Below are 23,512 nucleotides of genomic sequence, written 5' to 3'. Positions count from 1 at the left end.
ACCCGCTGACCGCTTCTGCTGACGCTTCTTACACCACGTCCCGGGACACGATCTCGTGACGAGATCGGCGAAGCGCGGCACGGTTTCGTGCAGACATTTTGCCGAGGAAAATTCGGCGAAGAAAATCGCCAGTTTGTCAAAAGGTGCGGCGCTCAGGCGCTCGCCGGAGAGCTTGAGCGGCACGATGTCGAGCGGCGTTTCGCCGAGACGGTGTGACCAGGAGAGCGCAACGCATTCGGCGGCGCGCGAGATCGTGTGCCGACCGATGAAGCGCGGTGTGGTGCAGGCGGGCTCGGGCGTCAGCGCTTCGCCGACGAACGGGCGCACGTAGAGGTCGGTGTAAGGCACACCGGTCGAGATTTCGATCAGCCGGTTGTAGAGGTCGCCCGGACAGCGGCGCATGCATTCGACGATCCAGAAATCGTCGCCGTCGGCGATGAACTGGGTGTGCACGAGGCCATCAGCCAGCCCGGCCGCGGCGGCCAGGCGCTCGATCTCGGCGCGCACACGCCCGCGTAGCCCATCGACCAAGGCCGAAGGATGGTTCGAGCAATCGACCTGGTAGGGATAGACGGTGCAGAATTCGTCGACGAAAAAATCCGCCACCACCCGCTGCCCGGCGATGAAGGCCGAGTGGCTGTGCAGACGGCCGGGGACGAAATTCTCGATGACCACTGTCGCGTCGCGGGAGGCGGCGCGCGCCCGGTCAATCGCGGCGGCAAGATCAGCGGCACGTTCAACGCGCGTCACCCCACGACCGCTGAAGCTGTCGACCGGTTTGACGAGATACGGCGCACGCAAACGCCCCAGCTCGGGCAGCCCGCCCGGCGCCAGGCGCAGCGAGGCCGGAACGCGGACGCCCGCGGCTTCGGCGAAGGCGCGGAAGCGATGCTTGGTGTGCATCATCATCGCCATGTCGACCGGATCGAACCCCGGGAATCCCAGCTGCGCCGCAACCCAGGTCGACGCGAGATAGGCGTAGTCGTTGCACGAGGGCACGAGGTAGTCGAAACGCCCGCCGCGCGCGACGGCGAGGAGCGCCTCGCGGTCCGAATAGTCGATGGCATGCGACGCGTCGGCATACTGGTGGCAGGGGTCGCCGGGAAGGTTGCCGCAGACCTCGACGCGTAAGCCGCGCCGTTTGAGGGCGAAAAAGAGAGGAATGGCGCTGAAGCTGCTGCCAACGAGTAAGGCGGTTCCGCTCATGTTCTTCGACCCCGTCCAGATGGCGAGGTCCGACTCCCTGATAGAGGTGATGCGTGGTTCGCGACCGTCATCCTAACCGATGCGGCGGTCATGCGCGCCCAGCCCTGTCGGCTTACGCTCAATCGCGCACCACGACGCGTTGCCCGTCGACGGTCTGCACCGAGGCCGAGACGTCGAAGAAACGGTGCATGCTGTGTTCGATGCATTGATTGCAGAAATCGTTGTCGCTACGAATCTTGAGCAACTCGTCGAGGCTCGCGTCGAGATAACTCGACTTGAGGACGGGGAAGGTCAGGTTGCTGCAATGCACCGTCGAGGTGTCCCAGCGCACCACTGGGAAGACCTTCATCATGAAGCAGCTCTTATCGGTGTTGCGCCGCGCGTAGGCGAGCTGATCCTCGATCGGATAGATCAGAAGCTCGTTGGCGCGCTGCATCGGCGCCGGAATCGGCTCGCCGTACATCACATGGCGCAGCACGTACTCGGGGAAAATCTGCGCCAGGATGGGCAGGAACTGGAAGCCGAGTTTCTGGCTCAGTGCTTCAATTTCCTCGTACTCGGCGCCGAGGTTGTGCTTGTACATGTGGTAATGCACGCGCACCGTCGTCTCGACGCCGTGTTCGTCGATCAAGGCACGCAGCGCATGCAGGTTGGCGTGGAACTTGTTCCAGTCGGCACCGGTACGCGTCATCTCGAAGCTTTCGCCGACACCCGAACAGGGCACGACGATGATTTCCGGATTGGCGGCGACGAGCGCTTCGAGGTTTTTTGCTTCGTTGAGGTTGGTCGAGATTTCGCAGGCCACACCCGCTTCGCTCGCAATACGGACGATCTCGGGCAGGTCGGGATTGAGCAGCGGCTCGCCCCAGAGGTAGAGGTAGAGCGAATTGAGGAAGGGAATTTCGGTCTGCATTTTGGCCAGCACGCGGGCGAACGTCCCGGCGCGCATGTAGCCGCCCTTCTTGTTGGCGCCGGGCAGCCCCATGTTGCAGGAGATGCAGCGCAGGTTGCATTTGCCGGCAATCTCGATTGTCGGGTAGTAGTCGCACAGGTCGGAGGCGACGAACAGACTCTCGTGTCGCCGCAGGCCGGCACGCTCGCACTGCTCGATGGCCAGGCGCCGCGTCTGGCGGTGCTTGGCGGTGATCAGCACCAACGCGTCATCACGCGGGCCGGTAAAAAAGGCGTCAGGATGGGTTACCGGCTGGCCGCGTCGGCAATTGCCAGGAAAACTGCGCGAGTCGATGAAACCACCGACCTTGAAGCCGTAATGCAGGAAACGCTTGAGGTAACCGATGCCCTCGAGATTGACCGCATAGATGTAGATCGTCCGCTCGCCGACCAGGCTACGGAAACGTTCGATCGTCATCGCCGGCATGGATTCCATCACGCTCTCCTGTGTTCGTTTCTGCTCCCGCAGCTGCCGAAGGGCACACAGACGAGAGAGTGTCTCATTTGTATAACGGCAGGCGCGGCACAAAATGTAGTGCCCGGCGCAACTTCGGCGTTCAATCGGCGGCCTTGCCGAGCAAGCGTACGCGCCACGCTGGGTGCCGGCGTGCCTGCACCTCGATGTCGAGGCGATGCAGGCCCTGAGCCTGGCACTCCTGACAGGGTACGCAGGTCCGCCGCGCAGCGAGCAACGCCGACCAGTCGCAGGCCAAATAGTCGGGGGCGAGCAGCGCAGCTCGGTAAAGATGACAGGCCGCCACCGCACCATCGACGCCGATCACCGGGAAAATCCGTTGCGACAGGCAAGGCTGATCGCGCTCGCTCGCCGCCAGTTGCAAGGCGGTTTCCAAGGACCACGGCAGGGCCGCGAATTGGCCGGCCTCGCCTGCCGGGTGGACACCCTCCCGACAGTAAGCGAGAACGAGGTCGTAAGGCGTCACGTAAGGCCACTCGATGTTCAAGCGCAAGCTGCTTCCGGCAACCTCCCCCTGCCAGAAGGAGAAAGTCTCCGAGGCCGCCTCGGGCGCGCGCAGGTAGCGCAGCATGATCCGCGCGCCCGTCCGATCTGGCGTTTCGGCCGCGCGCAAGGTCTCAAGCGCGGCCTGCGCACGCGCCCAGGAGCCCACTCCGAAAGCAGCGTCGTAGCTCGCACCGTGTCCGCGCACGATAAAGTTGAGCCGGGTGGGCGCAGCCGCCAGAACGCCCTGCACGTCGTCCAGCGTATGCAAGGCCGTATTCACCGTGCAAGGCACGAAACGTTCGGCGTAGGCGACGAGGCGCGCAAGTTCGGGATGGCGCCCCGGATCGCCCTGCCAAGAAAGCTCAAGATGGCAGAGCAACGGCTGATCGGCGAGCAGCTTGGCGAGCAGGCGTTCGAAAGCGGCCGCGGCCATGCAACGTCCGTCCGGTGCGCAAAGTTCAACGACGGCGACCGGGCGCGGAATGTCGAACTGATCAATGAAATCGCGGCCGCGTGCGAAGCCTGCGTCGACGCAGGCGCGTGCCGCTGCGAGCCGGTAGTCGGCGCTGGCGATCACGACGAAGGGGCGCGGCACGGCACGGGACCCGAGTACGGCTTGCGTCGGCAGGCAAGGCAGGCCGCAGACCTGTACTGATTCGCCGGCGCGCACCCGCGTATCGAAGAAGGCGCACGGAGAGAAGCCCATACGGCGCAGGCTGGTCAATACGTCCAGCGCAACATCGCCGCTGCCCCAGAGATAGAGCGGGCGCGCCCCGAGTAAGGCGCGCAGCGCTTCGGGAGCGAACCCTTGCACCGTGGTCAGGGGGACCATGCGCAACCCCGCTCCGTTGCAAGTTCCAGATACGCCGCCTCCAGCTTGCGCGCAAACGCCGTCGCATCGAAGAGCGGGCTCGTCTCGCGCAAGGCGCCGGCGCGGGCGGCAAGGTCCGCACGCCAGGCGGCGTCGGCGCACCAGCGCAGCAGGCGGCTGCGGTAGTCGGCGAGCGAAACGGCAATCAGGTCATCGAGGCCGGCGGCGGCGAGCAGGCTGCTCGCCACGCGCGCGGCGAAAGCCTCGCCCTGCCGGGTCAGCACCGGCACGCCGGCCCACAGGGCATCCGAGGTGGTGGTGTGGCCGTTGCAGGGGAAGGTGTCCAACGCCAGGTCGGCCAGCGGCAGGCGCGCCAGATGTTCGGGCTGCGCCCGCCCTTCGGCGAAGATCAGGCGTATCGGATCGACACCGGCCGCCTGCGCGACCCGGCGCAGTTCGTCCTCGGCCCATGGGTTCGAGGCCCACAGCCAGAGTACCGCGTGCGGCGTTTCACGCAAGGCCTCGAGCCAGACGGCGAAGACCTCCGGGGTAAGTTTGTAGGTCTGGTTGAAGGAACACAGCACCAAGGCCTCCTCGGGCAAGCCCTCGACGGCGCGGGTCGGGCGCGCCGCACAGGGGCGAGCGCGGCTGTTGGGCTGGTAGCAGCCCGGGAGATGGACGACGCGTTCGGAAAACTGCGCTGAGTGCTCAAGCGGCGCGACCACGGCGTCGGCGAACAGGACATCGGCCCACGGCGCGCCGAGCGTGCCGGGATAGCCCAGCCAGTTCACCTGCACCGGCGCCAGCCGATACTGCAGCCAGTCGCTGCGGTTGCCTTCGGTGTAGCCCTTCAGATCGACGAGTACGTCGAGGTCGAGGTCGGCGATGCACTGCACGGCATGGGCCTCGGGCTGCCCGGCGAGGTCGATGAAATGCTCGCCGGCGCGTTCGAGACGCCCGCGCAGCTCGCTGCCGTCGTCGATCCCGTAGGAAAGCAGGAAGAACTCGAAGCGCGCGCGATCGTGCGCTTCGAGCATCTCGATCATCAGGTAGGCGGTGGCGTGGTTCTTGAAGTCCGACGACAGGTAGCCGATGCGCAGACGTTTACGCCCTTCGCTCGCCCCCGGCCGACGCGGCGCGCTGCGCCGGAACGCAGGCAGTTCGGCGCGGCGCAGGCAGGCGCTGTGATGTTCGGCACAGCGGCGCTGTAGCGCAGCGTCCGTGCCCGGCATGGCGAAGACGACGAAAGGCGGCACGTCGGCACGCCCCGCTTCGACTGCGGCACGGACCTTGGCAACGAGCGTTTCGATGCCGTCCCAGCGGCACAGGTGCAGCTTTTGGAAGAGGAGGTGGGCAGCGACCAGACCGTCGTCGGGCGCGCGTTCGGCGGCGCGTTCGAGAGCAGACGCGGCGTCGAGGCGCCGCCCCTGATCGAGGCGCAGCATCGCCAGGTTGAAGTGAGAGGCCGCCGCCGCGGGCTCGACATCGATCGCGCGCAGGTAACAGGCTTCGGCCTCGGCATGCTCACCGAGGGCGGCCAGCCGGTTACCGAGTCGCAACAGCACCGGTACGGCGCCAGGCGCCGCCACCAGCGCGGCACGCCAGGCCGCGCAAGCCTCCTGGTGGCGGCCTTCAGCTTCGAGCGCGACCCCGCAGTCGTACTGCCGTTGCGATTCGAGCTGTGCGTTCAGGCGCGCCGCTTCGGCGTCGCCGGGCTGGAGCTGCGCCCAGACCCGCGCGGCCTCGCTGGCGGCGTCGAGTTCGCCGCTGTCGATGCAGCACAGCGCCATGCCGCGCCACAACGAGGGATCCTGCGGCAGCCCCTGCAAAGCCGCCCAGAATTCGTCCTTGGCGGCAGACAACCGCCCGGCGTTGAACAAGGAGAGCGCAAGCCCGGCATGGTAGTTCGCCGCCTGTGGCCGCGCGGCGATCGCCGCGCGCATCATGGCTTCGCCCGTCGCATGCTCGCCGCTGTCGTAGAGCGTCTGCCCGAGCAGGAAGCGACCGTCGGTCTGCCCTGGATCGAGCGCCAATGCGCGCTCGTAGCAGACGCGCGCGGCCGCCAGTCGGCCCGCCTGTTGATGCGCAAGCCCTTCGGAAAACAGGGCCAGCGCGGGACCGCCTGCGCCCCTGCTCATGCTGAGCCCTCGGCCAGACGTGCGCGCAAGGCCGCATGCACAGCCTCCACCGGCACGTCCCACTGCCGCGGAACCCGCTGGCGGAAGAGGCGCATCGTCGGATACCACGGCGAATCCTCGCGCTCGAGCAACCAGCGCCACTCGCTCTCGGCGCGGTTGAGCAGCCAGGTCGGCCGGGCCAGGGCGCCCGCGAGGTGCGCGACGGCGGTATCGACGCTGATGACCAGATCGAGGCCTGCGACCAGCGCCGCCGTGGCGTCGAAGTCGGCCAGCTCATCGCGCCAGTCGTGCACGCCGGATGCGGCCAGCAACGCCGCGTCCGCAGGCGCCAGCGGCTCCTTGCTCAGGCTGATCCAGGCCACGCCGGACAAGGCGAAGAGCGGCGCCAGATCGCGCAGCGAAAGCTCAAAACTCTGCTTGTGCACCGCGCGTTTGCCGGTCGTCCAGTTCATTCCGACCTTGAGCCCGGGCAGCGCTGCGAGGCGCGTGCGCCAGGCCCTAACGGCCGCCGGATCGGGCTGCAGATAGGGCACCTGTGCCGGGATCGTGGCGAGGGTTGTCTCGAAGGCGAGCGGCAGGCTCATCAGTGGGCAATGGTGCGTCCAGTCTGATTCGTCCGGAGGGGCCTCGAAAACCTCGGCGCATCCCGCAAAGCTGCGGGCGAACAGGGCGCGCAGCGGCGGCTTGACGACGAGGCCGACACGTTCGAAACGCGCGGCGGCGAGCGGCAGGTAGCGCGCGAACTGGAGGGCGTCGCCGAAACCTTGCTCGGAATAGACCAGCAGCGCGCTCCCGGCACGCGGGATCGGCTCGCCCGACCAGCGCGGCAGGCGGGTCGGCGGCGGCTTCACGGCGCTGGCGCGCTCGCGCGACGCCCAGCGGTATTCATACTCGCGCCAGCCCTCGTCAAGGCGACCGACCAGCAGCAGATGGCTGGCGCGGGTGAAATGCACGTCGGGGTCGTCCGGCGCCAGCGCCAGCGCGGCGTCGCACAGCGCACCGCAGGCAGCATGCTCGCCTTGGGCGGCGCGGGTCATGGCCAGGTTGCGCAACAGGCCAGCATCGCCGGGACGAGCCGCGACGGCCCGTTCAAAGCAGCAGGCCGCCTCGGTATAGCGCCCAGCGCGCAAATGCAGCACGCCCATCAGGTTGAGCGCCGGCAGATGGTCGGGCGCCAGCGTCAGCGCAGTTTCCAGGCTGCGCCGGGCGTCGTCCACCCAGCCGTGGTCGGCAAAGGCTTCCGCCATGCCGACGAAGGCCGGCACGTGGCGCGGATCGCGCTGCAGGATACGCTCGTAACAGGCCAGGGCACCGGGCAGATCACCGGCAGCCTGATGCGCAGCAGCCAAGGCATCGAGCAGCTCAGGCGCCTCGGGGGCCAGCCGCAGCGCGGCTTCGTACGCCTGCACGGCAAGCCCGGCTTCACCCAGACGCAGGTAAACCTGGCCGAGGTTCTGCTGCAGCTCGGGCGAGGGCGGCGCGATCGCCCGTGCCGCCTCGTAGGCCGCACGCGCTTCGCCCAAACGACCGGCCTGATGGTGAATAAAGCCGAGCAGGCAACGCTGGGGGTAGGCCGCGGGCTGCTCGTGCAACAGGGCTTCAAGCCGTCGGCACGCCTCGGCATCGTCGCCACGGTCAAGCGCCGCGCGCGCCTCGCGTTCGACCTCCACCGCCCGCATCACGCCATTCGCCCTTTATGCACGCGCCAGACGATGGTGGTTTGCTCGACCACGTTGAAGTAGTGCAGGACGGCGAAATGCATTTCGTCTTCACTGATTTCCCCGGCATCGAGCTTGCGTTGCCACGCGGCACCGAGCCGGTGCTCGCGGCTCTCGACCTCGAAATCGACGCTGCAAATCTGCCCCAACGGGGTGTTGGCGGCCCCCATCGCCGCCCACTGGCGATTCAGGCGTTGGTCGAAGAGCTGCAGCATCGGGACCGTCACCGGGCGAACATGCGTCGGGTCGCCAAGGTAGTTGTCGCTGCGCGGGTGCGGCACGATGATCTCGATGCGCGCGCCGTCGCGGCACACGCGGTACATTTCCTTGACGATGGCGAGGAAGGTTTCGGTGCGTTGCCCGAGATGTTCGAGCACGTGGACCAGCTTGATCTCGTCAACGCTGTCGTTTTCCCACGGCCACGGCGTACGCTCGAGGTCGACGACCAGATCGGGCCGGCAAGCGGCAAAGCAATCGACGTTCACGAAGCCCGCCATCTTGCGGCTGCCGCAGCCGAGGTTGAGCTTGAGCGGCACGCCCCCAGCCGCCTCGAGCCGAGGTACGGATTTCGTTGCGATTCCAGGCGCTGCTTCGGCACGGCCCGCCCAGTGGGCCAAGGCCTGCGCGGCCGGCGCCATGACTGTCTCCCAATCGCCGAACACCGTTTGACGGAAGATGCGCATCGACGGGTACCAGGGGCTGTCGCAGCGGTCGAGCAGCCAGCGCCAGTCGGTGTCGAAACGGTCGAGCAGCCACACCGGAACGCCCAGCGCACCGGCGAGGTGCGGCACCGACGTATCGACGCTGATCACGAGGTCAAGGTTGGCGATCAGCGCCGCGGTGTCGGCAAAATCCTCGACCTCGTCCATGACGTTGAGAATCCGGTCGGACAGCCCTTCGCTCTCGATCTGACTCGCACCGCCACCTTTTTGCAGCGACACCCAGCTGACGCCCTCGACGGCAAGCAAGGCTTCGAGCTGGCGCAAGCGAACGGTGCGGAAGCGATGGAAGGTATAGACCTCGCCGCTTGCCCAGACCACGCCAACCCTCTTGCCCGGCAAACCCTGCAGGCGCGCGCCCCAGCGCTCGACCAGCGCCGGATCGGGGCGGAGGTAAGGCACCTCGGCCGGAATCGTCGCCAGCTCGGTGCCCAGGCGCCAAGGCAAAGACAGCAGGGCAATGTGCAGATCGAACGGCGGCAGGCCGCCGGCCACGGTCGGCGGGAGCGCTTCGATGCCCCACGCGTCGGCGTTCGCAGCGAACAGCCGGTAGAGCGGCGGCAGACACCAGAAATAAATTTTCGAATCCGGGTAGCGCGCCCGCAACAGCGGCAGGTAACGCACGAACTGCAGGTTGTCGCCCATGCCCTGCTCGCTATAGACGAGCAGGCTGCGGCCGGCGAGCGGCTCGCCCGTCCATTCGGGCTGGGCGAAGCGCGGCTGTTTCTCGGCCACGCCCGGAATCTTCCAGCGGCTTTCGTAGCTCGGCCAGCCGTCCCGGAAGTTGCCGCGCAGCAAGCGCAGGATGCCGAGGTTGAGATCGGCTTCGGCATAGTCCGGCTTGAGCCGGATCGATTCGAGGTAGGCAGCTTCGGCCTCGTCCAGGCGATGCAGTCGGAAATAAACGTTGCCGAGGTTGTTCCAGGCCTCGGCCGAGGCGGGATTGATCTCCAGGGCGCGCTTGAAACTGTCGATCGCTCCGTCCATCCACCCTTGCTTGAGCAAGGCACTGCCACGGTTGGTGTGCGCCGCATCGAGCATGGGATCGGTCGCCAGCGCTTCCGAGAAGCAGGCCGCCGCGCGCTCGGCTTCGCCGCGCTCCTGCAGCAGCAGGCCGAGGTTGTTGTAGGCCTCGGCGAAATCCGGACGCAGGCGCAGTGCTTGGCCGTAGAACTGTTCGGCGAGGTCTTTGCGCCCCTGATCGCGATAGCGGTTGCCAAGGTGGAAACACGCCGCCGCGTCACCCCCGGAAGCCGCACGGTTGGCGGCCTGCAAAGCCGCTTCGGCTTCGTCACCACGGTGCATATCCTCCAGCGCAAGCCCCAGATTGACGTGCACCTCGGCCGTGTCGATACCTTGGGCGATCGCCCGCGACAAGGCCTCGACGGCCTCACCCGGACGCCCCTCGGCCCGCAGGATTTCGCCGTGCAGGACGTCCATCTCGGGAATGTCCGGCGTCAGTGCCGCCAACGCGTCGTAGGCCGTCCGTGCCTCCGCGGTCTGCTTGCAGCGGAACAGCGCCAGCGCCAGGTTGAAACGGGCATCGACATGGCACGGATCGAGGGCGACCGCGTTTTCATAGGCCGTGACCGCCTCGGGCCAGCGCCCCAGTGCGGCCAACATGACGCCCCGGTCGTTGTGATACGCCACATAGCGGGGGTTGAAGGAGCACAGCGCCCCCATCAGCTCGACCGCTTCGGCCGCCCGCCCTTGCCGGTTCAGGATTTGCGCGAGCAGATGCAGGGCCTCCTCGTCGCCTGCATCGACACTCAGCAGTTCGCGCGCGATGCGCTCGGCCGAGAGGAAATCGTGCGCGGAAAACGCGGCCGCAAGCTGCGCCAAAGCCGCCTGCCGACGCGCGTCACCGGAAGCGAAATTCATGAGTTCACCTGTACTGAAAAGGGATGCGTTCGCTGGCCGCCCGAGCGGGTGGCGCCATGCGCCCGAAGTCTAGCAGGGCGGCCGAATCAGCGTCACGGTTTTCCGCCTCCGTAACGCCCGGGGAGCCGGTGCCACGACGGCATGCCGGAGCCCCTCCGGCACGCCGCAAAGGCGCGAACTCGGCCTTACCCACTCAAAAAACACCACAACCCACTGATTCAAAACAGGAGAAACAACACAAAAAAAAACTAAAGTTTCGTCCCCTCGCTGCCGTGAACACCCCTAACGGCGCGCAACCTGCCCGCGAGATTCAAGGCGCCGGACACGTATCGGCGCAGGTGATCAACTGACCTCTAGGAGATTCAAATGGCACAAATCATCAACACCAACGTCATGTCGTTGAATGCCCAGCGCAACCTCAACAACACGGCCACCGGCCTGAGCACCGCCCTGCAGCGCCTCTCCTCGGGTTTGCGCGTCAACTCGTCGATGGACGACGCCGCCGGCCTCGCCGTCGCCCAGAAGATGGAATCGCAGATCCGCGGCATGACCGTCGCCATGCGTAACGCCTCCGACGGCATCTCCTACGCCCAGACCGCCGACACCGCCCTCTCGGTCGTCTCCGACCAGCTTCAGCGCATGCGCGAACTGGCCACCCAGTCGCTCAACGGCACCCTCTCCGACACCGAGCGCTCCAAGATCGACGTCGAGTACTCCGCCCTCCAGGCCGAAGCCTCCCGCATCCAGGGCGCCGCCAAGATCAACGGCCAGTCGGTCTACGCCACCTTCTCCTTCCAGGTCGGCGCCGATGCGGCCGACACCATCTCCGGCACCTTCACCAGCGTCGGCGTCACCGGCACCAACGTCAGCACCTCCGGCGGCGCCTCCACCGCGCTCTCCAGCATCGACGCCTGGCTCGGCAGTGTCGCCTCCAACCGCGCCGCAATCGGCGGGGTCCAGAGCCGCCTGACCTTCACCATCAGCTACCTCGAAGGTGCGCGTGAGAACCAGTCGGCCGCAAAGAGCCGCATCATGGACGCCGACTTCGCCGCCGAGACCGCTTCGCTCACCCGTGCCCAGATCCTCCAGCAGGCCGGCACCGCCATGGTCTCGCAAGCCAACCAGATCCCGCAGAACGTCCTCTCGCTCCTGCGTTAAGACGACGGGCTTCGGCTAAACTTCACGGGCCGGTCGTAGTTTCGACCGGCCCTTGCCGAAGACAAAGAGGAGACGATCATGGGAATCAACGGAATCGACGGTGCGAGCGCCTCTTTGCCACCGTTGCCGATCAATGCCGCGTCTACCGCCGTCCAGAAAGCGGGGAACGCAGATCGCCAACGCGACGCGCTCGGGGCGCTGCGGACCGAAACGCAAAATCAGCAGACCAGCAAGGCTGGCGAGACCAAGGAACCGAACAAGGACGAACTCACCCAGGCGGTCGACAAAATCCAGAAATTTGTCAGTGCTACGGCCAGTGATATACAGTTCTCGCTTGACGAAGAGTCTGGAGTCACTGTGGTCAAGGTCATCGACCGCAGCACCAAGGAGGTGATCCGCCAGATCCCGTCCAAGGAAATGCTCGAACTCGCACAGGCGCTCGAACGCCTGCAAGGACTCCTGATCCGCCAACAGGCCTAGGGCGTCCCTCATCGCAAGGAGGTATCATGCCCATATCATCACCCGGCATCGGTTCAGGACTGAACGTCAACGACATCGTCACCAAGCTGATGGCCCTCGAAGGGCAAGGGCTGACGCGCCTGCAAACCCAGCAGAGCAAGGTCGACAACCAGATTTCGGCGATCGGCAAGATCAAGAGCGCGCTGGACAACCTGCAAACCGCGGCCAAGGCCATGTCGACGGCCAGTGGCCTGTACTCCTACAAAGGCACGCTTGCCGACACCAGCATCGCCAGCGTCGCGACCAACAGCAACGCCGTCGGCGGGACTTACAGTGTCGAGATCGAACGCCTGGCCAGCACCCACAAGCTGCTCTCCGCAGCCGCTGCGGACCCATCTGCGGGCGGAACACTGACAATCGAACTCGGCAGCACGGCAAGTGGCAGCTTCGTGCGCAAATCCGGCACTTCGGCCATCGACGTCACGATCAATCCCGGCTCCACCCTCGCCGACGTGGCCAAGGCCATCAACGCTTCTGACGCTGGCGTCTCGGCCACGGTGGTCAATGGCGCCAGCGGCGCGCAACTGGTCGTCACCAGCGAAGCCTCAGGCGAGACGAACCAGATCAAGATTTCGACCGCACTGTCCGGCTTCGCCTTCAACCCTGATGCCCCGGCCACCGCCGGCAATCTGACGCAGAAGGATCCGGGCCAGGATGCGATCCTGAAAATCGACGGCATCACCATCGCCAACGCCAGCTCGAACGTCGTCACCGACGCCATCACCGGCGTCACGCTCACGCTGACCAAAACCAATGACAACGCGCCGACCACGCTGACCGTGGCCAACGACGCTTCGGGTCTGCAGAGCAAGGCCGAGGCCTTCGTCAAGGCCTACAACGACGCGCGCAGCATCCTCAAAGACCTCTCGAAGTACGACGCCACGGGCAAAAACACCGGCATCCTCAGCGGCGACAGCACGGTCTCGAGTGCTGTCAGCCAGTTGCGTTCCGCCTTGTCGTCGATCCCTTCGGGAGTCAGTAGCGCCTACAGCTACCTCGCCGACATCGGCATCGTCTCGAAAAGCGACGGCACGCTGAAGCTCGACGCCACGACGCTCAAGTCGGCAACGGACAAGGACTTCGCCTCGGTTGCAAAAACTCTCTCGGCCTATGGAACGAGCTTCGCCACGCTGACCGGCAACATGATCGGCGTTAACGGCCTGATCACGGCGCGCAGCGAGGGGCTCAGCACACAGAGCGATCGCCTCGACGATCGGATTGACCAGATGAACCGCCAACTTGCTTTGGTCGAAAAACGCTATCGGGCGCAATTCACGGCGCTCGACACCATGATGGCAAAGTTCTCCACGACGTCGTCCTACCTGTCCCAGCAGCTTTCGCAGCTCAGTAAATAATCAAGGATCTTTCCGATGTTCGGTAGCCGCAGCAACCCGGCCAACGCTTACAGCCGCGTCGGTCTAGAAACGAGCGTCCAGGGGGCCAGCCCCCATCAGCTCATCGTCCTGCTTTTCGAAGGCGCCCGGCAGGCGGTTGTCATCGCCCGCGCTGGCGTCGACGCGGGCGACATCGCGCAGAAGGGGACTGCGATCACCAAGGCCATCGACATCATCCTCAACGGCTTGCGCGCCAGCCTTGACCTTGAAGCCGGCGGCAATCTGGCGCAAAACCTCTACGCGCTCTACGACTACATGGCCCGCCGTCTGCTGCACGCCAACATCAACAACGACGGTGCCGCACTCGACGAAGTGCTTGGCCTGCTCAACGAAATCCACAGCGCCTGGATCGCCATTGGGCAGCAGGTCGAGGCCGACGACACCGAATCGCGTCGCGTGGGCGGCTGACCATGAGCGCGGCGCTTGCCTTGCTGCGGGACCTCGACGAGGCGCACGCCACCATGACGCGCTGTGCCGAAGCCCTCGACTGGGATGGCGTCGCGGCCGGCTGGCGGCAGGCCGAGCGGGATTTCGCGCAACTGACGCAACACCGGCTCGAAGCCCTCCCTCCGGAGCAAAGACTCGAGGCGCGCGCGCACATTGAACGTATCCTTTACGCTCAGGCTGCCATCGTCCAACGCGCCAAGCCCTGGATGGAGCAAGTCGCCCCGCTGCTGGACAACTTCACCCGGCACCCGCTGACGCCGCTCGAAGGCTAACGCGCCGACTCCGCACCGTCGTCCTTCACGGCGACGCCCCCTCGACCGCCCCCTGCCCGCATGTCGTCCATCCCGTCCGACGTCGCCACCCGCCTGCAGAACACGGCCGATGCCGCGTTACGCCCCGTCGCCCCCACCCAGGACATCGCCGACCGCCTCTCGGGACTGGTTGCCGGCGACCGGATCATGGCGCAGATTCAGGCTTTGCTGCCCAACGGCACCTACCGCGCGCTGATCAACCAACGGGCCATCACCCTCGCCTTGCCCTTCTCGGCCAAGGCCGGCGACAGCCTGGAGTTGCTGGTCACCGAATCCGACGGCAAGCTGGCGCTCGCCGTCATCGGCCGTGAAGGGGCGGCCGCCCAGGGCGGCAGCGGCACCGAATCGGTCTCGGCCACCTTGAGCCGGGCCGGCCAACTGATCAGCGCCCTCGCCGGCAACGCCCGCCAGCCCGGCGGCAAGAGCGGCGAGGCCCTGGCGCTCAACGGCAACCAACCGCTGCTCACCGCACCGCCCAGCCAAGGGAAAGACCTGCTCCCCGCCCTGCACCAAGCGCTCACCCAGAGCGGCATGTTCTACGAAGCGCACCAGGCCGAGTGGGTCGCCGGACGGCTACCGCAATCCACGCTGCTGCAGGAGCCGCAAGGGCGGCTTTCGACCGCGGCCGCCCACGCTCAAGCCGCGGCACAAGAGGGCGCGGAAAGCGCAACGGCGCCATCGCGCGGCGAAGCCCAGCCCACGACACGCCCAGCCGAAAACCTCGCAGCCGCCCCGTCTCGTGCCGGCGAAACGCCGCCCTCCGGCGAGGTGTCTGCCCGCGCCGCCGTGACGCTTACGCCCAACGGACAACTCGTCGCTCCTCAAACCCAACCGATCGTGCAGCAACAGCTCGATGCACTCGCCACCCAAGTTTACGCCTGGCAAGGGCAAGTCTGGCCCGGGCAGGACATGCGCTGGGAAATCGAGGAGGACGGACAGCGCAATCCGGACGAAGACGCCACCGCCAATGCCTGGACGACGCGCCTGCGCCTCGTCTTGCCACACCTGGGCGAGGTCGAGGCCCGCATCCGGCTCAACGGCGACCAACTCGTCGTCGGTCTCGCCGTCGCCAACGATGCCAGCGAAGTACGGCTGCGCGGCGCCGGCGACGCCCTGCGCCAACAGTTCGACGCCGTAGGACTGACGCTGGGCGGCTTCGCGGTCAGCCATCAGGCGGCGGAGGACACCGCTCCCGTACCCCCCGAGGGAAATCGTGACGCACCGACGTGACGAGCACCTCAAGCACGCCGTCGCGCTGGCCTACACCCAAACCGACGCCGCGCCGCGCGTCGTCGCCAAGGGACGCGGCGTACTCGCCGAACAAATCATCGCCCGGGCGCGCGAGAACGGGGTTTACGTGCATGAATCTCCGGAACTGGTATCGCTGCTCATGCAAGTCGACCTCGACCAGCGCATCCCGCCGCAGCTCTATGTCGCCGTGGCCGAGCTGCTGGCCTGGCTATACCGCCTCGAGAGCGGCGAAAGCACACCCGCCGCACCGACGCTCACCCTGCCCAAGACCCCGTAATTTATTTCGCGCGAAGGCCTTAAGTTTGTCTTTTCTCCTGCCGTAAGCAGATCTAACGGCGCGCAACCTGCCCGCGAGATTCAAGGCGCCGGACACGTATCGGCGCAGGTGATCAACTGACCTCTAGGAGATTCAAATGGCACAAATCATCAACACCAACGTCATGTCGTTGAATGCCCAGCGCAACCTCAACAACACGGCCACCGGCCTGAGCACCGCCCTGCAGCGCCTCTCCTCGGGTTTGCGCGTCAACTCGTCGATGGACGACGCCGCCGGCCTCGCCGTCGCCCAGAAGATGGAATCGCAGATCCGCGGCATGACCGTCGCCATGCGTAACGCCTCCGACGGCATCTCCTACGCCCAGACCGCCGACACCGCCCTCTCGGTCGTCTCCGACCAGCTTCAGCGCATGCGCGAACTGGCCACCCAGTCGCTCAACGGCACCCTCTCCGACACCGAGCGCTCCAAGATCGACGTCGAGTACTCCGCCCTCCAGGCCGAAGCCTCCCGCATCCAGGGCGCCGCCAAGATCAACGGCCAGTCGGTCTACGCCACCTTCTCCTTCCAGGTCGGCGCCGATGCGGCCGACACCATCTCCGGCACCTTCACCAGCGTCGGCGTCACCGGCACCAACGTCAGCACCTCCGGCGGCGCCTCCACCGCGCTCTCCAGCATCGACGCCTGGCTCGGCAGTGTCGCCTCCAACCGCGCCGCAATCGGCGGGGTCCAGAGCCGCCTGACCTTCACCATCAGCTACCTCGAAGGTGCGCGTGAGAACCAGTCGGCCGCAAAGAGCCGCATCATGGACGCCGACTTCGCCGCCGAGACCGCTTCGCTCACCCGTGCCCAGATCCTCCAGCAGGCCGGCACCGCCATGGTCTCGCAAGCCAACCAGATCCCGCAGAACGTCCTCTCGCTCCTGCGTTAAATCTGAGGCAGCAGTCGCAAACCCGGCCCGGCGCAAGCCCGGCCGGGTTTTTCTTTGCCGCCCAAGCTGCCGACGCGGCTACCGGGCACCGCCCCCGGGGTGTAAAATCGCCGCCTGCAGCCGGCAGGGCATCGGCCTGATGCGCGGACCGCGTCCGCGGACGGCCCGCACGGAATGCCTCCAGCCCGCCGCCTGATGTGCCGTCCGTGGCCCAGCAGGCGCCCGCCGGCCGACCATCCGTGGAGACCCAAATTCCTGCCATGAGCTACACCGCCGAATCGATTGCCGTATTGAAGGGGCTGGAACCGGTGCGCCACCGCCCCGGCATGTACACCCGCACCGACTGCCCGTTGCACATTATTCAGGAAGCCATCGACAACGCCGCCGACGAGGCGCTCGGCGGCTTCTGCAAACGCATCACGGTCACCCTGCACGCCGACGGTTCGGTCTCGGTCGAGGACGACGGGCGCGGCATTCCGGTCGAAATCCACCCGGTCGAGCAGGTACCAACCGTCGAAGTGGTGTTCACCCGCCTGCACGCCGGCGGCAAATTCAACAAGGACGACGGCAGCTCGGCCTACCGCTTCTCGGGCGGCCTGCACGGGGTTGGCGTCTCGGTCACCAACGCCCTGTCGACGCGGCTTGAGGTCGAGGTGACGCGCGACGGCGGGCGCTTCCGCATGGCCTTTGCCGGCGGCAACGTCATCGAACCACTCGAACGTACCGGGGACGCACCCAAGCGCGCCAGCGGCACCCGCCTGCGCATCTGGCCCGATGCCCAGTTTTTCGACGCGCCGCACATCCCGCAGGGCGAACTCGAGCGCCTGTTGCGTAGCAAGGCCGTGCTGCTCCCAGGCCTCGAAATCAGCCTGCGCATCGAAAACGGCGCGACGACCACCTGGCGCTTTGCCGACGGCATGCGCCAGTACCTCGCCGAACAGCTCGACGGCGAACTCGCTGCGCCGATTTTCGCCGGCGAGAAATACGCTGCCGCCGGCGACGAGAACTTCCCGGCTGGCGCCGGCGCCGCCTGGGCGTTGTGCTGGACGGCCGAAGGCGGCCTGGCGCGCGAGTCCTACGTCAACCTCATTCCCACCCCGGCCGGCGGCACGCACGAAACGGGCTTGCGCCAAGCGGCCTTCGATGCTGTGAAGAGTTTTGCCGAGCACCACGCGTTGCTGCCCAAGGGCATCAAACTCGCCGCCGACGACGTTTTCGCCCGCATCAGCTTTGTTCTTGCCGCCCGCGTGCTCGATCCCTCGTTCCAGGGCCAGACCAAGGAACGCCTCAACTCGCGCGACGCCGTCGCCCTCGTCGCGCGCATGCTGCGCGACCCGCTCGAACTGTGGCTCAACGAACACCCCGACGCCGCCAAGAAGATCGCCGAACTGGCGATCAAGGCCGCGCAGGCGCGCACCCGCGCCGGGCAGAAAGTCGAGAAGAAAAAACAGTCGGCGGTCGCCATCCTGCCCGGCAAGCTCTCCGACTGCCAGAGCGAGGACCTCGAGCGCAACGAACTCTTCCTCGTCGAGGGCGATTCGGCCGGCGGCTCGGCCAAATCGGGCCGCGACAAGGAAGTACAAGCGATCCTGCCGCTGCGCGGCAAGGTGCTCAACACCTGGGAAGTCGACCCCGGCAGTCTGTTCGCCAACCGCGAAGTGCATGACATCGCCGTGGCGCTGGGCATCGACCCGCACCCGCCCGAAGCGCCCGACGGCGTGCTCGACAACCTGCGCTACGGCAAAGTCGTAATCATGACCGACGCCGACGTCGACGGCAGCCACATCCGGGTGCTCCTGTGCACCCTGTTCTACCGCCACTTTCCCAAGCTCGTCGAACGCGGCCACCTTTATTTCGCGCAACCGCCGCTGTACCGCCTCGACGTCCCCGGCCAGGGCAAGAACCGCCCGCCGCGCAAACTCTACGCGCTCGACGACGCCGAACGCGAAGCGACCCTCGACCGCCTGCGCCTCGAAGGCGTCAAACCCGAGGCTGTCGTCCTCTCGCGCTTCAAGGGCCTGGGCGAGATGAACCCCGAGCAACTGTGGGAGACGACCATGTCACCCGACACCCGCCGCCTGATGCGTGTGCGCCTGCCCGCCGCCCACGACGCCCTGCCGGTGATGAACATGCTGATGGCCAAGAACGAGTCGGCCGGCCGCCGCGCCTGGATGGAAGCCAACGGCGCGCTGATCGACGCGGAGATCTGAACACATGTCGCACAAGCACGAAGACACCGTCACCCCTGACCTCTTTGCCGGCGCCGCCGAAGCTTCGGCATCCCCCGCCGAGCCCGCGCAGGCGCCTTCCGTCGCCGCGCCGGACGAACCTCCGCAGCCGCCGCAGCCGCCAACCGCCGCTGTCAGCAGCGACGACGATGGCGACAGCATGCTGTTGCATGAAAGCGCGGCGCGCGACTACCTCGAATACGCCGTCGCCGTGGTCAAGGGCCGCGCCCTGCCCGACGTCAAGGACGGGCAAAAGCCGGTGCAGCGCCGCGTCCTGTTCGCGATGCGCGAACTCGGGCTGATGGCCGGCGCCAAACCGGTGAAATCGGCGCGCGTGGTCGGCGACGTGATCGGTAAATACCATCCGCACGGCGACGCTTCGGCCTACGACGCGATGGTGCGCGTCGCCCAGCCCTTCTCGCTGCGCTACCCGCTGGTCGACGGCCAGGGCAATTTCGGTTCGCGCGACGGCGACGGCGCGGCAGCGATGCGTTACACCGAAGCGCGTTTGACGCCCATCGCCGAACTCCTGCTCGGCGAACTCGGCGAAGGCACGGTCGACTTCCAGCCCAACTACGACGGCGCGTTCGACGAGCCGACCTGCCTGCCGGCCCGCCTGCCCTTCGCCCTGCTCAACGGCGCCTCGGGCATCGCCGTCGGCATGGCCACCGAGATTCCGCCGCACAACCTCGCCGAAGTCGCCGCCGCGGCGATTCACAAGCTGCAACACCCCGAAGCCGGCGTCGCCGAGCTGATGGAACACCTGCCCGGCCCCGACTACCCCGGCGGCGGCCAGATCATTTCCACCCCGACCGAGATCGCCAACGCCTACCAGAGCGGACGCGGCAGCCTGCGCGTCCGCGCCCGCTACGACTTCGAGGAAATGGCGCGCGGCGCCTGGCAACTGGTGGTGAAGGAGCTGCCGCCTGGCGTCTCCAGCGCGAAAGTACTCTCGGAAATCGGCGCGCTGATGAACCCGCAGCCCAAGCCGGGCAAGAAAGCGATCGAACAGTCGGCGGCGCAGTTAAAAGCCCTTTTCGCCTCCCAGCTCGAACGCGCGCGCGACGAGTCGGGCAAGGACGACGACATCCGCCTCGTGTTCGAGCCGGTCAGCTCGCGCCAGAGCCGCGACGAACTCGTCGCCCTGCTGCTGGCGCACACCAGCCTGGAAACCACGGCGCCGATCAACCTCGTCGCCGTCGGCCTTGACGGCCGCCCGTGCCAGAAGACGCTCGCCGACCTGATCGGCGAGTGGTGCGAATTCCGCGTCACCACCGTGCGTCGGCGCAGCGAACATCGCCTCGCCAAAGCCCTCGACCGCATCCACATTCTCGAAGGGCGGCACATCGTCTTCCTCAACATCGACGAAGTGATCCGCATCATCCGCGAGTCGGACGAACCCAAGCCGGCGCTGATCGCCCGCTTCGCGCTCTCCGACCGCCAGGCCGACGACATCCTCGAAATCCGCCTGCGCCAGCTCGCCCGCCTCGAAGGGATCAAGATCGAGCAGGAGCTGGAAAAGTTGCGCGGCGAAAAAGACGAGCTGGAGAAGTTGCTCGCCAGCGACACCCTGCTGCGCAAGCTGGTGATCAAGGAAATCCGCGCCGACGCCGCCAAGCACGGCGACGCCCGGCGCACGGTGATCGAAGCCGCGGCCATGGCCTCGCGCGCGGAAGTCGCCGCCGTCGCCGACGAACCGGTGACGCTGATCGTCTCGGCCAAGGGCTGGGCGCGCGTACGCCAGGGCCATCATCTCGACCTCTCGGCCGTGGCCTACAAGGACGGCGACGGGCCGGGCGCGCACTTCGAATGCCGCGCGATCGATTCGCTCGTCATCCTGTCGACCGAAGGCCGTGCCTTCACCGTCCCGATCGCCGCCCTGCCCGACGGGCGCGGCATGGGGGCGCCGTTGCCGTCCTTCGTCGACATGGGCGGCGGCAAGATCGCGCACGTCCTCGTCGCCAAGGCGGAAGAGGAATTCCTCTTCGCCAAGACCTCGGGCTACGGCTTCATCTGCGCTTACGCCGACCTGCTCTCGCGCCAGAAGGCGGGCAAGGCCTTCCTCACCGTCGAAGACGGCGCCGAAATCCTGCCGCCGGCCCGCATCACGGGCTGCGACCACCTCGCCGCGCTGGCCGACGACGGCCGTCTGCTCGTCTTCCCGCTCGAACAGATGAAGCGCCTCTCGGGCGGCAAGGGCGTGCAGATCATCGGCCTCAAGGGCAAAGAGACGCTCAAGGCCGTGCTCCCGATCCGCGGCGCCACCCTGCTCGTCAAGGGCAGCTTCCGCAACAAGCCCAAGGAACTCGCCTCCGAAGACAAGCACCTCGGCCAGCGCGCCCGGCGCGGCGCGGCCGTCGGCCTCGTCAACCATCCGCGGCTCGAAGCGTTGCCCGAGGTAACGCCGCCCGCGGTCACGTCCGAGAACGGCGGAACCTGACGCACCGCGCGCACCGCCGTGACGCTCAGGCACATCACTCCAAACTCCTGCATGCATCCTTTCCTTACTTCACCATCCAGCGGGACCAGAGGCCGCGCCCATGCCGCGCACCCGGTCCGTCCGTCTAGGGAGAACTCCGCATGAAACGTCTCACCCTCGCCCTGTTGCTCGGCCTCGCCACCCAGGCCGCCTGGTCGGCCGGCAACAACTACGCCGACCTCGAGCGCAAGGAGCAGCAGCGCCTCGAACAGGCGCGCCGCGACCACGCCCGGCGCCAGCAGGACAGCGCCCGCGCCAACCGCGACTACCAGCAGCGCATGAGCAACTACAACAAGCCGCAAGGCTCGCGCGCCTCGGGAAACGACCGTCCCGGCCGCATGCTCGACGTCGCCGACACCGGCAAGCGCCGCTAAGCCCGGCCCCCTCGTCTCCGCCCCCGGCGCCCAGGTGCCGGCGGACGGGCCTTGCCCTTTGCCGCCCTCAACTTATTCGTTTCAGGTATTCCCGTGCGTCCGAACCGTTACCCCCCGACACTGCGCGCCCTGCACTGGGCGATCGCCGTGCTGATCCTTGCCGCCCTGGTCATGGGCACTTTCGTCATGGCGCGCATCGCGCCGACCGACCCGGCCAAAGCCACCGCCCTCCTGAAACACATGCTGGTCGGCGGACTGATCCTCGGCCTGACCTTGATCCGCCTCTTCATCCGTCCGCACACCCGGCGTCCGGCGCCGATGCTCTCGGGCATCGCCGTCGCCGACCGCATCGTCCCTTTCGTGCATCGCGTCTTCGACGTGCTGGTGCTGGCCATGGTCGGCAGCGGGATCGGCATCGCGGCGCTGTTCAACCTGCCCGAAACCCTGTGGGCGGTTTTTCAGGGCGGCGAGGCGAGTTTTCCCACCACCTACGCGCAGCAACCGCTCTACGCCATCCACGTTGTCACGGCGCGCATCCTGGCGGCGGTCGTGGCGCTGCACATCGTCGGCGCCTTCTACCACCAGTTCATCCTGCGCGACGGGCTGATCGGCCGCATGGCCCTCTCCACCGGCCGCGGCAAGGACAGCTGAGGCCATGACGTCTCGTCCGTCCTCTCCGGCGGACGGGACGGATACAGCGACCACCGCGCCATTCGGCGGCTCGCCGCAGCCATCGACTCCGCCGTGCGGCGCCCGACTGCCTTCCGCAAACCCGCGCTGGCCGGCCCAGGCGCGCGCCCATATACTAGGCGCTCCCGGCCCTTGCCCGCCGTCAGCCCTTGCTCCCTGATCCCATGCTCTCGACCGAATGGATCGGCTACTTCGCCGCCAGCCTGACCACCCTCTCCTTCGTGCCCCAGGTCTGGCAGACCTGGAAGACCCGGCACACCAAAGACATTTCCTTGCGCATGTACCTGCTGTTCACCTGCGGCGTCGCGCTGTGGCTGGTGTACGGCCTGCTCCTCGAGGCGTGGCCGATCATCGTCGCCAATGCCGTCACCCTGGTCCTCGCCGGTACCGTTCTGACGCTCAAGCTCCGCCACGGCTAGGGCGTCGTTCGCTCTCCCGTCGAGCGCCGTCCCGCTTGCCCTGCAGCCGGGCTGCAAGCGCCCACCACAGGCGGACGCCGAGCAGACCGGCAACCGTCAAGGCATACGGCAGCACCGGGGCCAGGTCGTTCTTGCCCGCCTTGTGCCACCCGTAATGGAGGATCGCCGCCACGGCGATCAGATAGACCAGCCGGTGCAGGCGCTGCCAGTTCGCCCCGAGGCGGCGGATGGACGCCGTGTTGGAGGTCGCGGCCAGCGGCACGAGCAGCACGAAGGCCGCGAAGCCCGCGGCAATGAAGGGCCGCCGGCCGACATCGCGCAGCATCTCGAGCAACGAGAAGGCGTGTTCGACCCAGAGCCACAATCCGGCATGCAGCCCGGCGTAGAAGAAACAGTACAGTCCGAGCATGCGCCGCAGGCGCAGCCAGCGGCCGTCGCCGGTCAAGCGGCGCAGCGGCGTCATGGCCAGCGACAGGCAGAGAAAAACGAGCGCCCAGGTGCCGGTCGAACGCGTCACGAATTCGACCGGGTTGGCGCCCAGGCCGTCGCCCGTCCCGAGCCAGAAAAGCCGGGCCAGCGGCAACAAGGCGGCCAGGAAGAGCGCCAGACGGACCAGAGCAAAGCCCTGCGGAAAAACGAGACGCATGCGATC

The 23,512-nt window shown here is 66.9% G+C and carries 20 protein-coding genes; 13 read left to right on the top strand and 7 right to left on the bottom strand.

What is annotated here, in order from left to right:
- The 6 genes from QMB55_RS09365 to QMB55_RS09340 form a co-directional block, all read right to left on the bottom strand.
- On the bottom strand, positions 1–1,206 hold a 1,206-nt coding region (locus QMB55_RS09365; RefSeq protein ID WP_497588429.1), incomplete at its 3' end, for an ATP-grasp domain-containing protein.
- A 118-nt stretch (positions 1,207–1,324) separates the two neighbouring features.
- Positions 1,325–2,593 carry a radical SAM protein gene (locus QMB55_RS09360; protein ID WP_497588428.1) on the bottom strand — a complete coding sequence of 423 codons (1,269 nt, stop codon included), beginning with the start codon at positions 2,591–2,593 and terminating at the stop codon, positions 1,325–1,327.
- Between the two features lie 121 nt (positions 2,594–2,714).
- Positions 2,715–3,950: a hypothetical protein gene (locus tag QMB55_RS09355; protein ID WP_497588427.1), complete on the bottom strand. Its 1,236-nt coding sequence runs from the start codon at positions 3,948–3,950 to the stop codon at positions 2,715–2,717.
- The gene (locus tag QMB55_RS09350; RefSeq protein ID WP_497588426.1) at positions 3,938–6,067 is read right to left on the bottom strand and encodes an O-linked N-acetylglucosamine transferase family protein; all 2,130 of its coding nucleotides are present in this window, start codon (positions 6,065–6,067) and stop codon (positions 3,938–3,940) included. Before QMB55_RS09350 ends, QMB55_RS09355 begins: the two co-directional genes overlap by 13 nt.
- Positions 6,064–7,746, bottom strand: a complete 1,683-nt coding sequence (locus QMB55_RS09345; RefSeq protein WP_497588425.1) for a tetratricopeptide repeat protein — start codon at positions 7,744–7,746, stop codon at positions 6,064–6,066. The genes QMB55_RS09350 and QMB55_RS09345 overlap by 4 nt, the downstream gene beginning before the upstream one ends.
- The gene (locus QMB55_RS09340) at positions 7,746–10,385 is read right to left on the bottom strand and encodes a tetratricopeptide repeat protein (RefSeq protein WP_497588424.1); all 2,640 of its coding nucleotides are present in this window, start codon (positions 10,383–10,385) and stop codon (positions 7,746–7,748) included. Before QMB55_RS09340 ends, QMB55_RS09345 begins: the two co-directional genes overlap by 1 nt.
- A gap of 366 nt (positions 10,386–10,751) precedes the next feature.
- Between QMB55_RS09340 and QMB55_RS09335 the strand changes: the two genes are divergently transcribed.
- The 13 genes from QMB55_RS09335 to QMB55_RS09275 all read left to right on the top strand — a co-directional run bounded on the left by QMB55_RS09335 (position 10,752) and on the right by QMB55_RS09275 (position 22,860).
- On the top strand, positions 10,752–11,543 hold the full coding sequence (locus QMB55_RS09335) for a flagellin N-terminal helical domain-containing protein (protein ID WP_497588417.1): 792 nt from the start codon (positions 10,752–10,754) through the stop codon (positions 11,541–11,543).
- Positions 11,544–11,621: 78 nt separating this feature from the next.
- On the top strand, positions 11,622–12,023 hold the full coding sequence (locus QMB55_RS09330; protein ID WP_497588423.1) for a flagellar protein FlaG: 402 nt from the start codon (positions 11,622–11,624) through the stop codon (positions 12,021–12,023).
- A gap of 26 nt (positions 12,024–12,049) precedes the next feature.
- Positions 12,050–13,417 carry a flagellar filament capping protein FliD gene (fliD, locus tag QMB55_RS09325; protein WP_497588422.1) on the top strand — a complete coding sequence of 456 codons (1,368 nt, stop codon included), beginning with the start codon at positions 12,050–12,052 and terminating at the stop codon, positions 13,415–13,417.
- Positions 13,418–13,432: 15 nt separating this feature from the next.
- Positions 13,433–13,864 (top strand): flagellar export chaperone FliS, encoded by a 432-nt coding sequence (gene fliS, locus QMB55_RS09320; protein ID WP_497588421.1) that lies wholly within the window; start codon positions 13,433–13,435, stop codon positions 13,862–13,864.
- Positions 13,865–13,866: 2 nt separating this feature from the next.
- Positions 13,867–14,175: a flagellar protein FliT gene (gene fliT, locus QMB55_RS09315; RefSeq protein ID WP_497588420.1), complete on the top strand. Its 309-nt coding sequence runs from the start codon at positions 13,867–13,869 to the stop codon at positions 14,173–14,175.
- Between the two features lie 60 nt (positions 14,176–14,235).
- Positions 14,236–15,444: a flagellar hook-length control protein FliK gene (gene fliK / locus QMB55_RS09310; protein ID WP_497588419.1), complete on the top strand. Its 1,209-nt coding sequence runs from the start codon at positions 14,236–14,238 to the stop codon at positions 15,442–15,444.
- Complete coding sequence (locus QMB55_RS09305; protein ID WP_497588418.1) at positions 15,428–15,742, top strand: EscU/YscU/HrcU family type III secretion system export apparatus switch protein; 315 nt, start codon at positions 15,428–15,430, stop codon at positions 15,740–15,742. Before fliK ends, QMB55_RS09305 begins: the two co-directional genes overlap by 17 nt.
- A gap of 136 nt (positions 15,743–15,878) precedes the next feature.
- Positions 15,879–16,670 carry a flagellin N-terminal helical domain-containing protein gene (locus tag QMB55_RS09300; protein ID WP_497588417.1) on the top strand — a complete coding sequence of 264 codons (792 nt, stop codon included), beginning with the start codon at positions 15,879–15,881 and terminating at the stop codon, positions 16,668–16,670.
- A 260-nt stretch (positions 16,671–16,930) separates the two neighbouring features.
- Complete coding sequence (parE, locus tag QMB55_RS09295; protein ID WP_497588416.1) at positions 16,931–18,880, top strand: DNA topoisomerase IV subunit B; 1,950 nt, start codon at positions 16,931–16,933, stop codon at positions 18,878–18,880.
- A 4-nt stretch (positions 18,881–18,884) separates the two neighbouring features.
- Positions 18,885–21,338 carry a DNA topoisomerase IV subunit A gene (parC, locus tag QMB55_RS09290; RefSeq protein WP_497588415.1) on the top strand — a complete coding sequence of 818 codons (2,454 nt, stop codon included), beginning with the start codon at positions 18,885–18,887 and terminating at the stop codon, positions 21,336–21,338.
- 140 nt (positions 21,339–21,478) lie between these two features.
- On the top strand, positions 21,479–21,751 hold the full coding sequence (locus QMB55_RS09285; protein WP_497588414.1) for a hypothetical protein: 273 nt from the start codon (positions 21,479–21,481) through the stop codon (positions 21,749–21,751).
- Between the two features lie 93 nt (positions 21,752–21,844).
- Complete coding sequence (locus tag QMB55_RS09280) at positions 21,845–22,402, top strand: cytochrome b (protein ID WP_497588413.1); 558 nt, start codon at positions 21,845–21,847, stop codon at positions 22,400–22,402.
- A 203-nt stretch (positions 22,403–22,605) separates the two neighbouring features.
- Positions 22,606–22,860, top strand: coding sequence for a SemiSWEET transporter (locus QMB55_RS09275; protein ID WP_497588412.1), 255 nt, complete (start codon positions 22,606–22,608; stop codon positions 22,858–22,860).
- On the opposite strand, the gene msrQ is transcribed toward QMB55_RS09275, so the two are convergent.
- Positions 22,841–23,506 (bottom strand): protein-methionine-sulfoxide reductase heme-binding subunit MsrQ, encoded by a 666-nt coding sequence (gene msrQ / locus QMB55_RS09270; RefSeq protein ID WP_497588411.1) that lies wholly within the window; start codon positions 23,504–23,506, stop codon positions 22,841–22,843. The genes QMB55_RS09275 and msrQ overlap by 20 nt on opposite strands.
- Between the last annotated feature and the right edge of the window lie 6 nt (positions 23,507–23,512).

The organism is Propionivibrio sp. (genome assembly GCF_041441355.1).
Taxonomy (GTDB): domain Bacteria; phylum Pseudomonadota; class Gammaproteobacteria; order Burkholderiales; family Rhodocyclaceae; genus Propionivibrio.
Note: the sequence above shows the minus strand (reverse complement) of the source record. Positions and strands in the feature narration are given on the sequence as shown.

Coding starts and splice junctions, on each gene's coding strand:
- QMB55_RS09355 (WP_497588427.1), bottom strand. CDS start 3,950: ATGGTCCCCCTGACCACGGTGCAAGGGTTCGCTCCCGAAGCGCTGCGC.
- QMB55_RS09335 (WP_497588417.1), top strand. CDS start 10,752: ATGGCACAAATCATCAACACCAACGTCATGTCGTTGAATGCCCAGCGC.
- parE (WP_497588416.1), top strand. CDS start 16,931: ATGAGCTACACCGCCGAATCGATTGCCGTATTGAAGGGGCTGGAACCG.
- fliS (WP_497588421.1), top strand. CDS start 13,433: ATGTTCGGTAGCCGCAGCAACCCGGCCAACGCTTACAGCCGCGTCGGT.
- QMB55_RS09350 (WP_497588426.1), bottom strand. CDS start 6,067: ATGAGCAGGGGCGCAGGCGGTCCCGCGCTGGCCCTGTTTTCCGAAGGG.
- QMB55_RS09360 (WP_497588428.1), bottom strand. CDS start 2,593: ATGGAATCCATGCCGGCGATGACGATCGAACGTTTCCGTAGCCTGGTC.
- QMB55_RS09300 (WP_497588417.1), top strand. CDS start 15,879: ATGGCACAAATCATCAACACCAACGTCATGTCGTTGAATGCCCAGCGC.
- QMB55_RS09285 (WP_497588414.1), top strand. CDS start 21,479: ATGAAACGTCTCACCCTCGCCCTGTTGCTCGGCCTCGCCACCCAGGCC.
- fliD (WP_497588422.1), top strand. CDS start 12,050: ATGCCCATATCATCACCCGGCATCGGTTCAGGACTGAACGTCAACGAC.
- QMB55_RS09340 (WP_497588424.1), bottom strand. CDS start 10,385: ATGAATTTCGCTTCCGGTGACGCGCGTCGGCAGGCGGCTTTGGCGCAG.
- msrQ (WP_497588411.1), bottom strand. CDS start 23,506: ATGCGTCTCGTTTTTCCGCAGGGCTTTGCTCTGGTCCGTCTGGCGCTC.
- fliT (WP_497588420.1), top strand. CDS start 13,867: ATGAGCGCGGCGCTTGCCTTGCTGCGGGACCTCGACGAGGCGCACGCC.
- QMB55_RS09275 (WP_497588412.1), top strand. CDS start 22,606: ATGCTCTCGACCGAATGGATCGGCTACTTCGCCGCCAGCCTGACCACC.
- fliK (WP_497588419.1), top strand. CDS start 14,236: ATGTCGTCCATCCCGTCCGACGTCGCCACCCGCCTGCAGAACACGGCC.
- QMB55_RS09345 (WP_497588425.1), bottom strand. CDS start 7,746: ATGCGGGCGGTGGAGGTCGAACGCGAGGCGCGCGCGGCGCTTGACCGT.
- QMB55_RS09330 (WP_497588423.1), top strand. CDS start 11,622: ATGGGAATCAACGGAATCGACGGTGCGAGCGCCTCTTTGCCACCGTTG.
- parC (WP_497588415.1), top strand. CDS start 18,885: ATGTCGCACAAGCACGAAGACACCGTCACCCCTGACCTCTTTGCCGGC.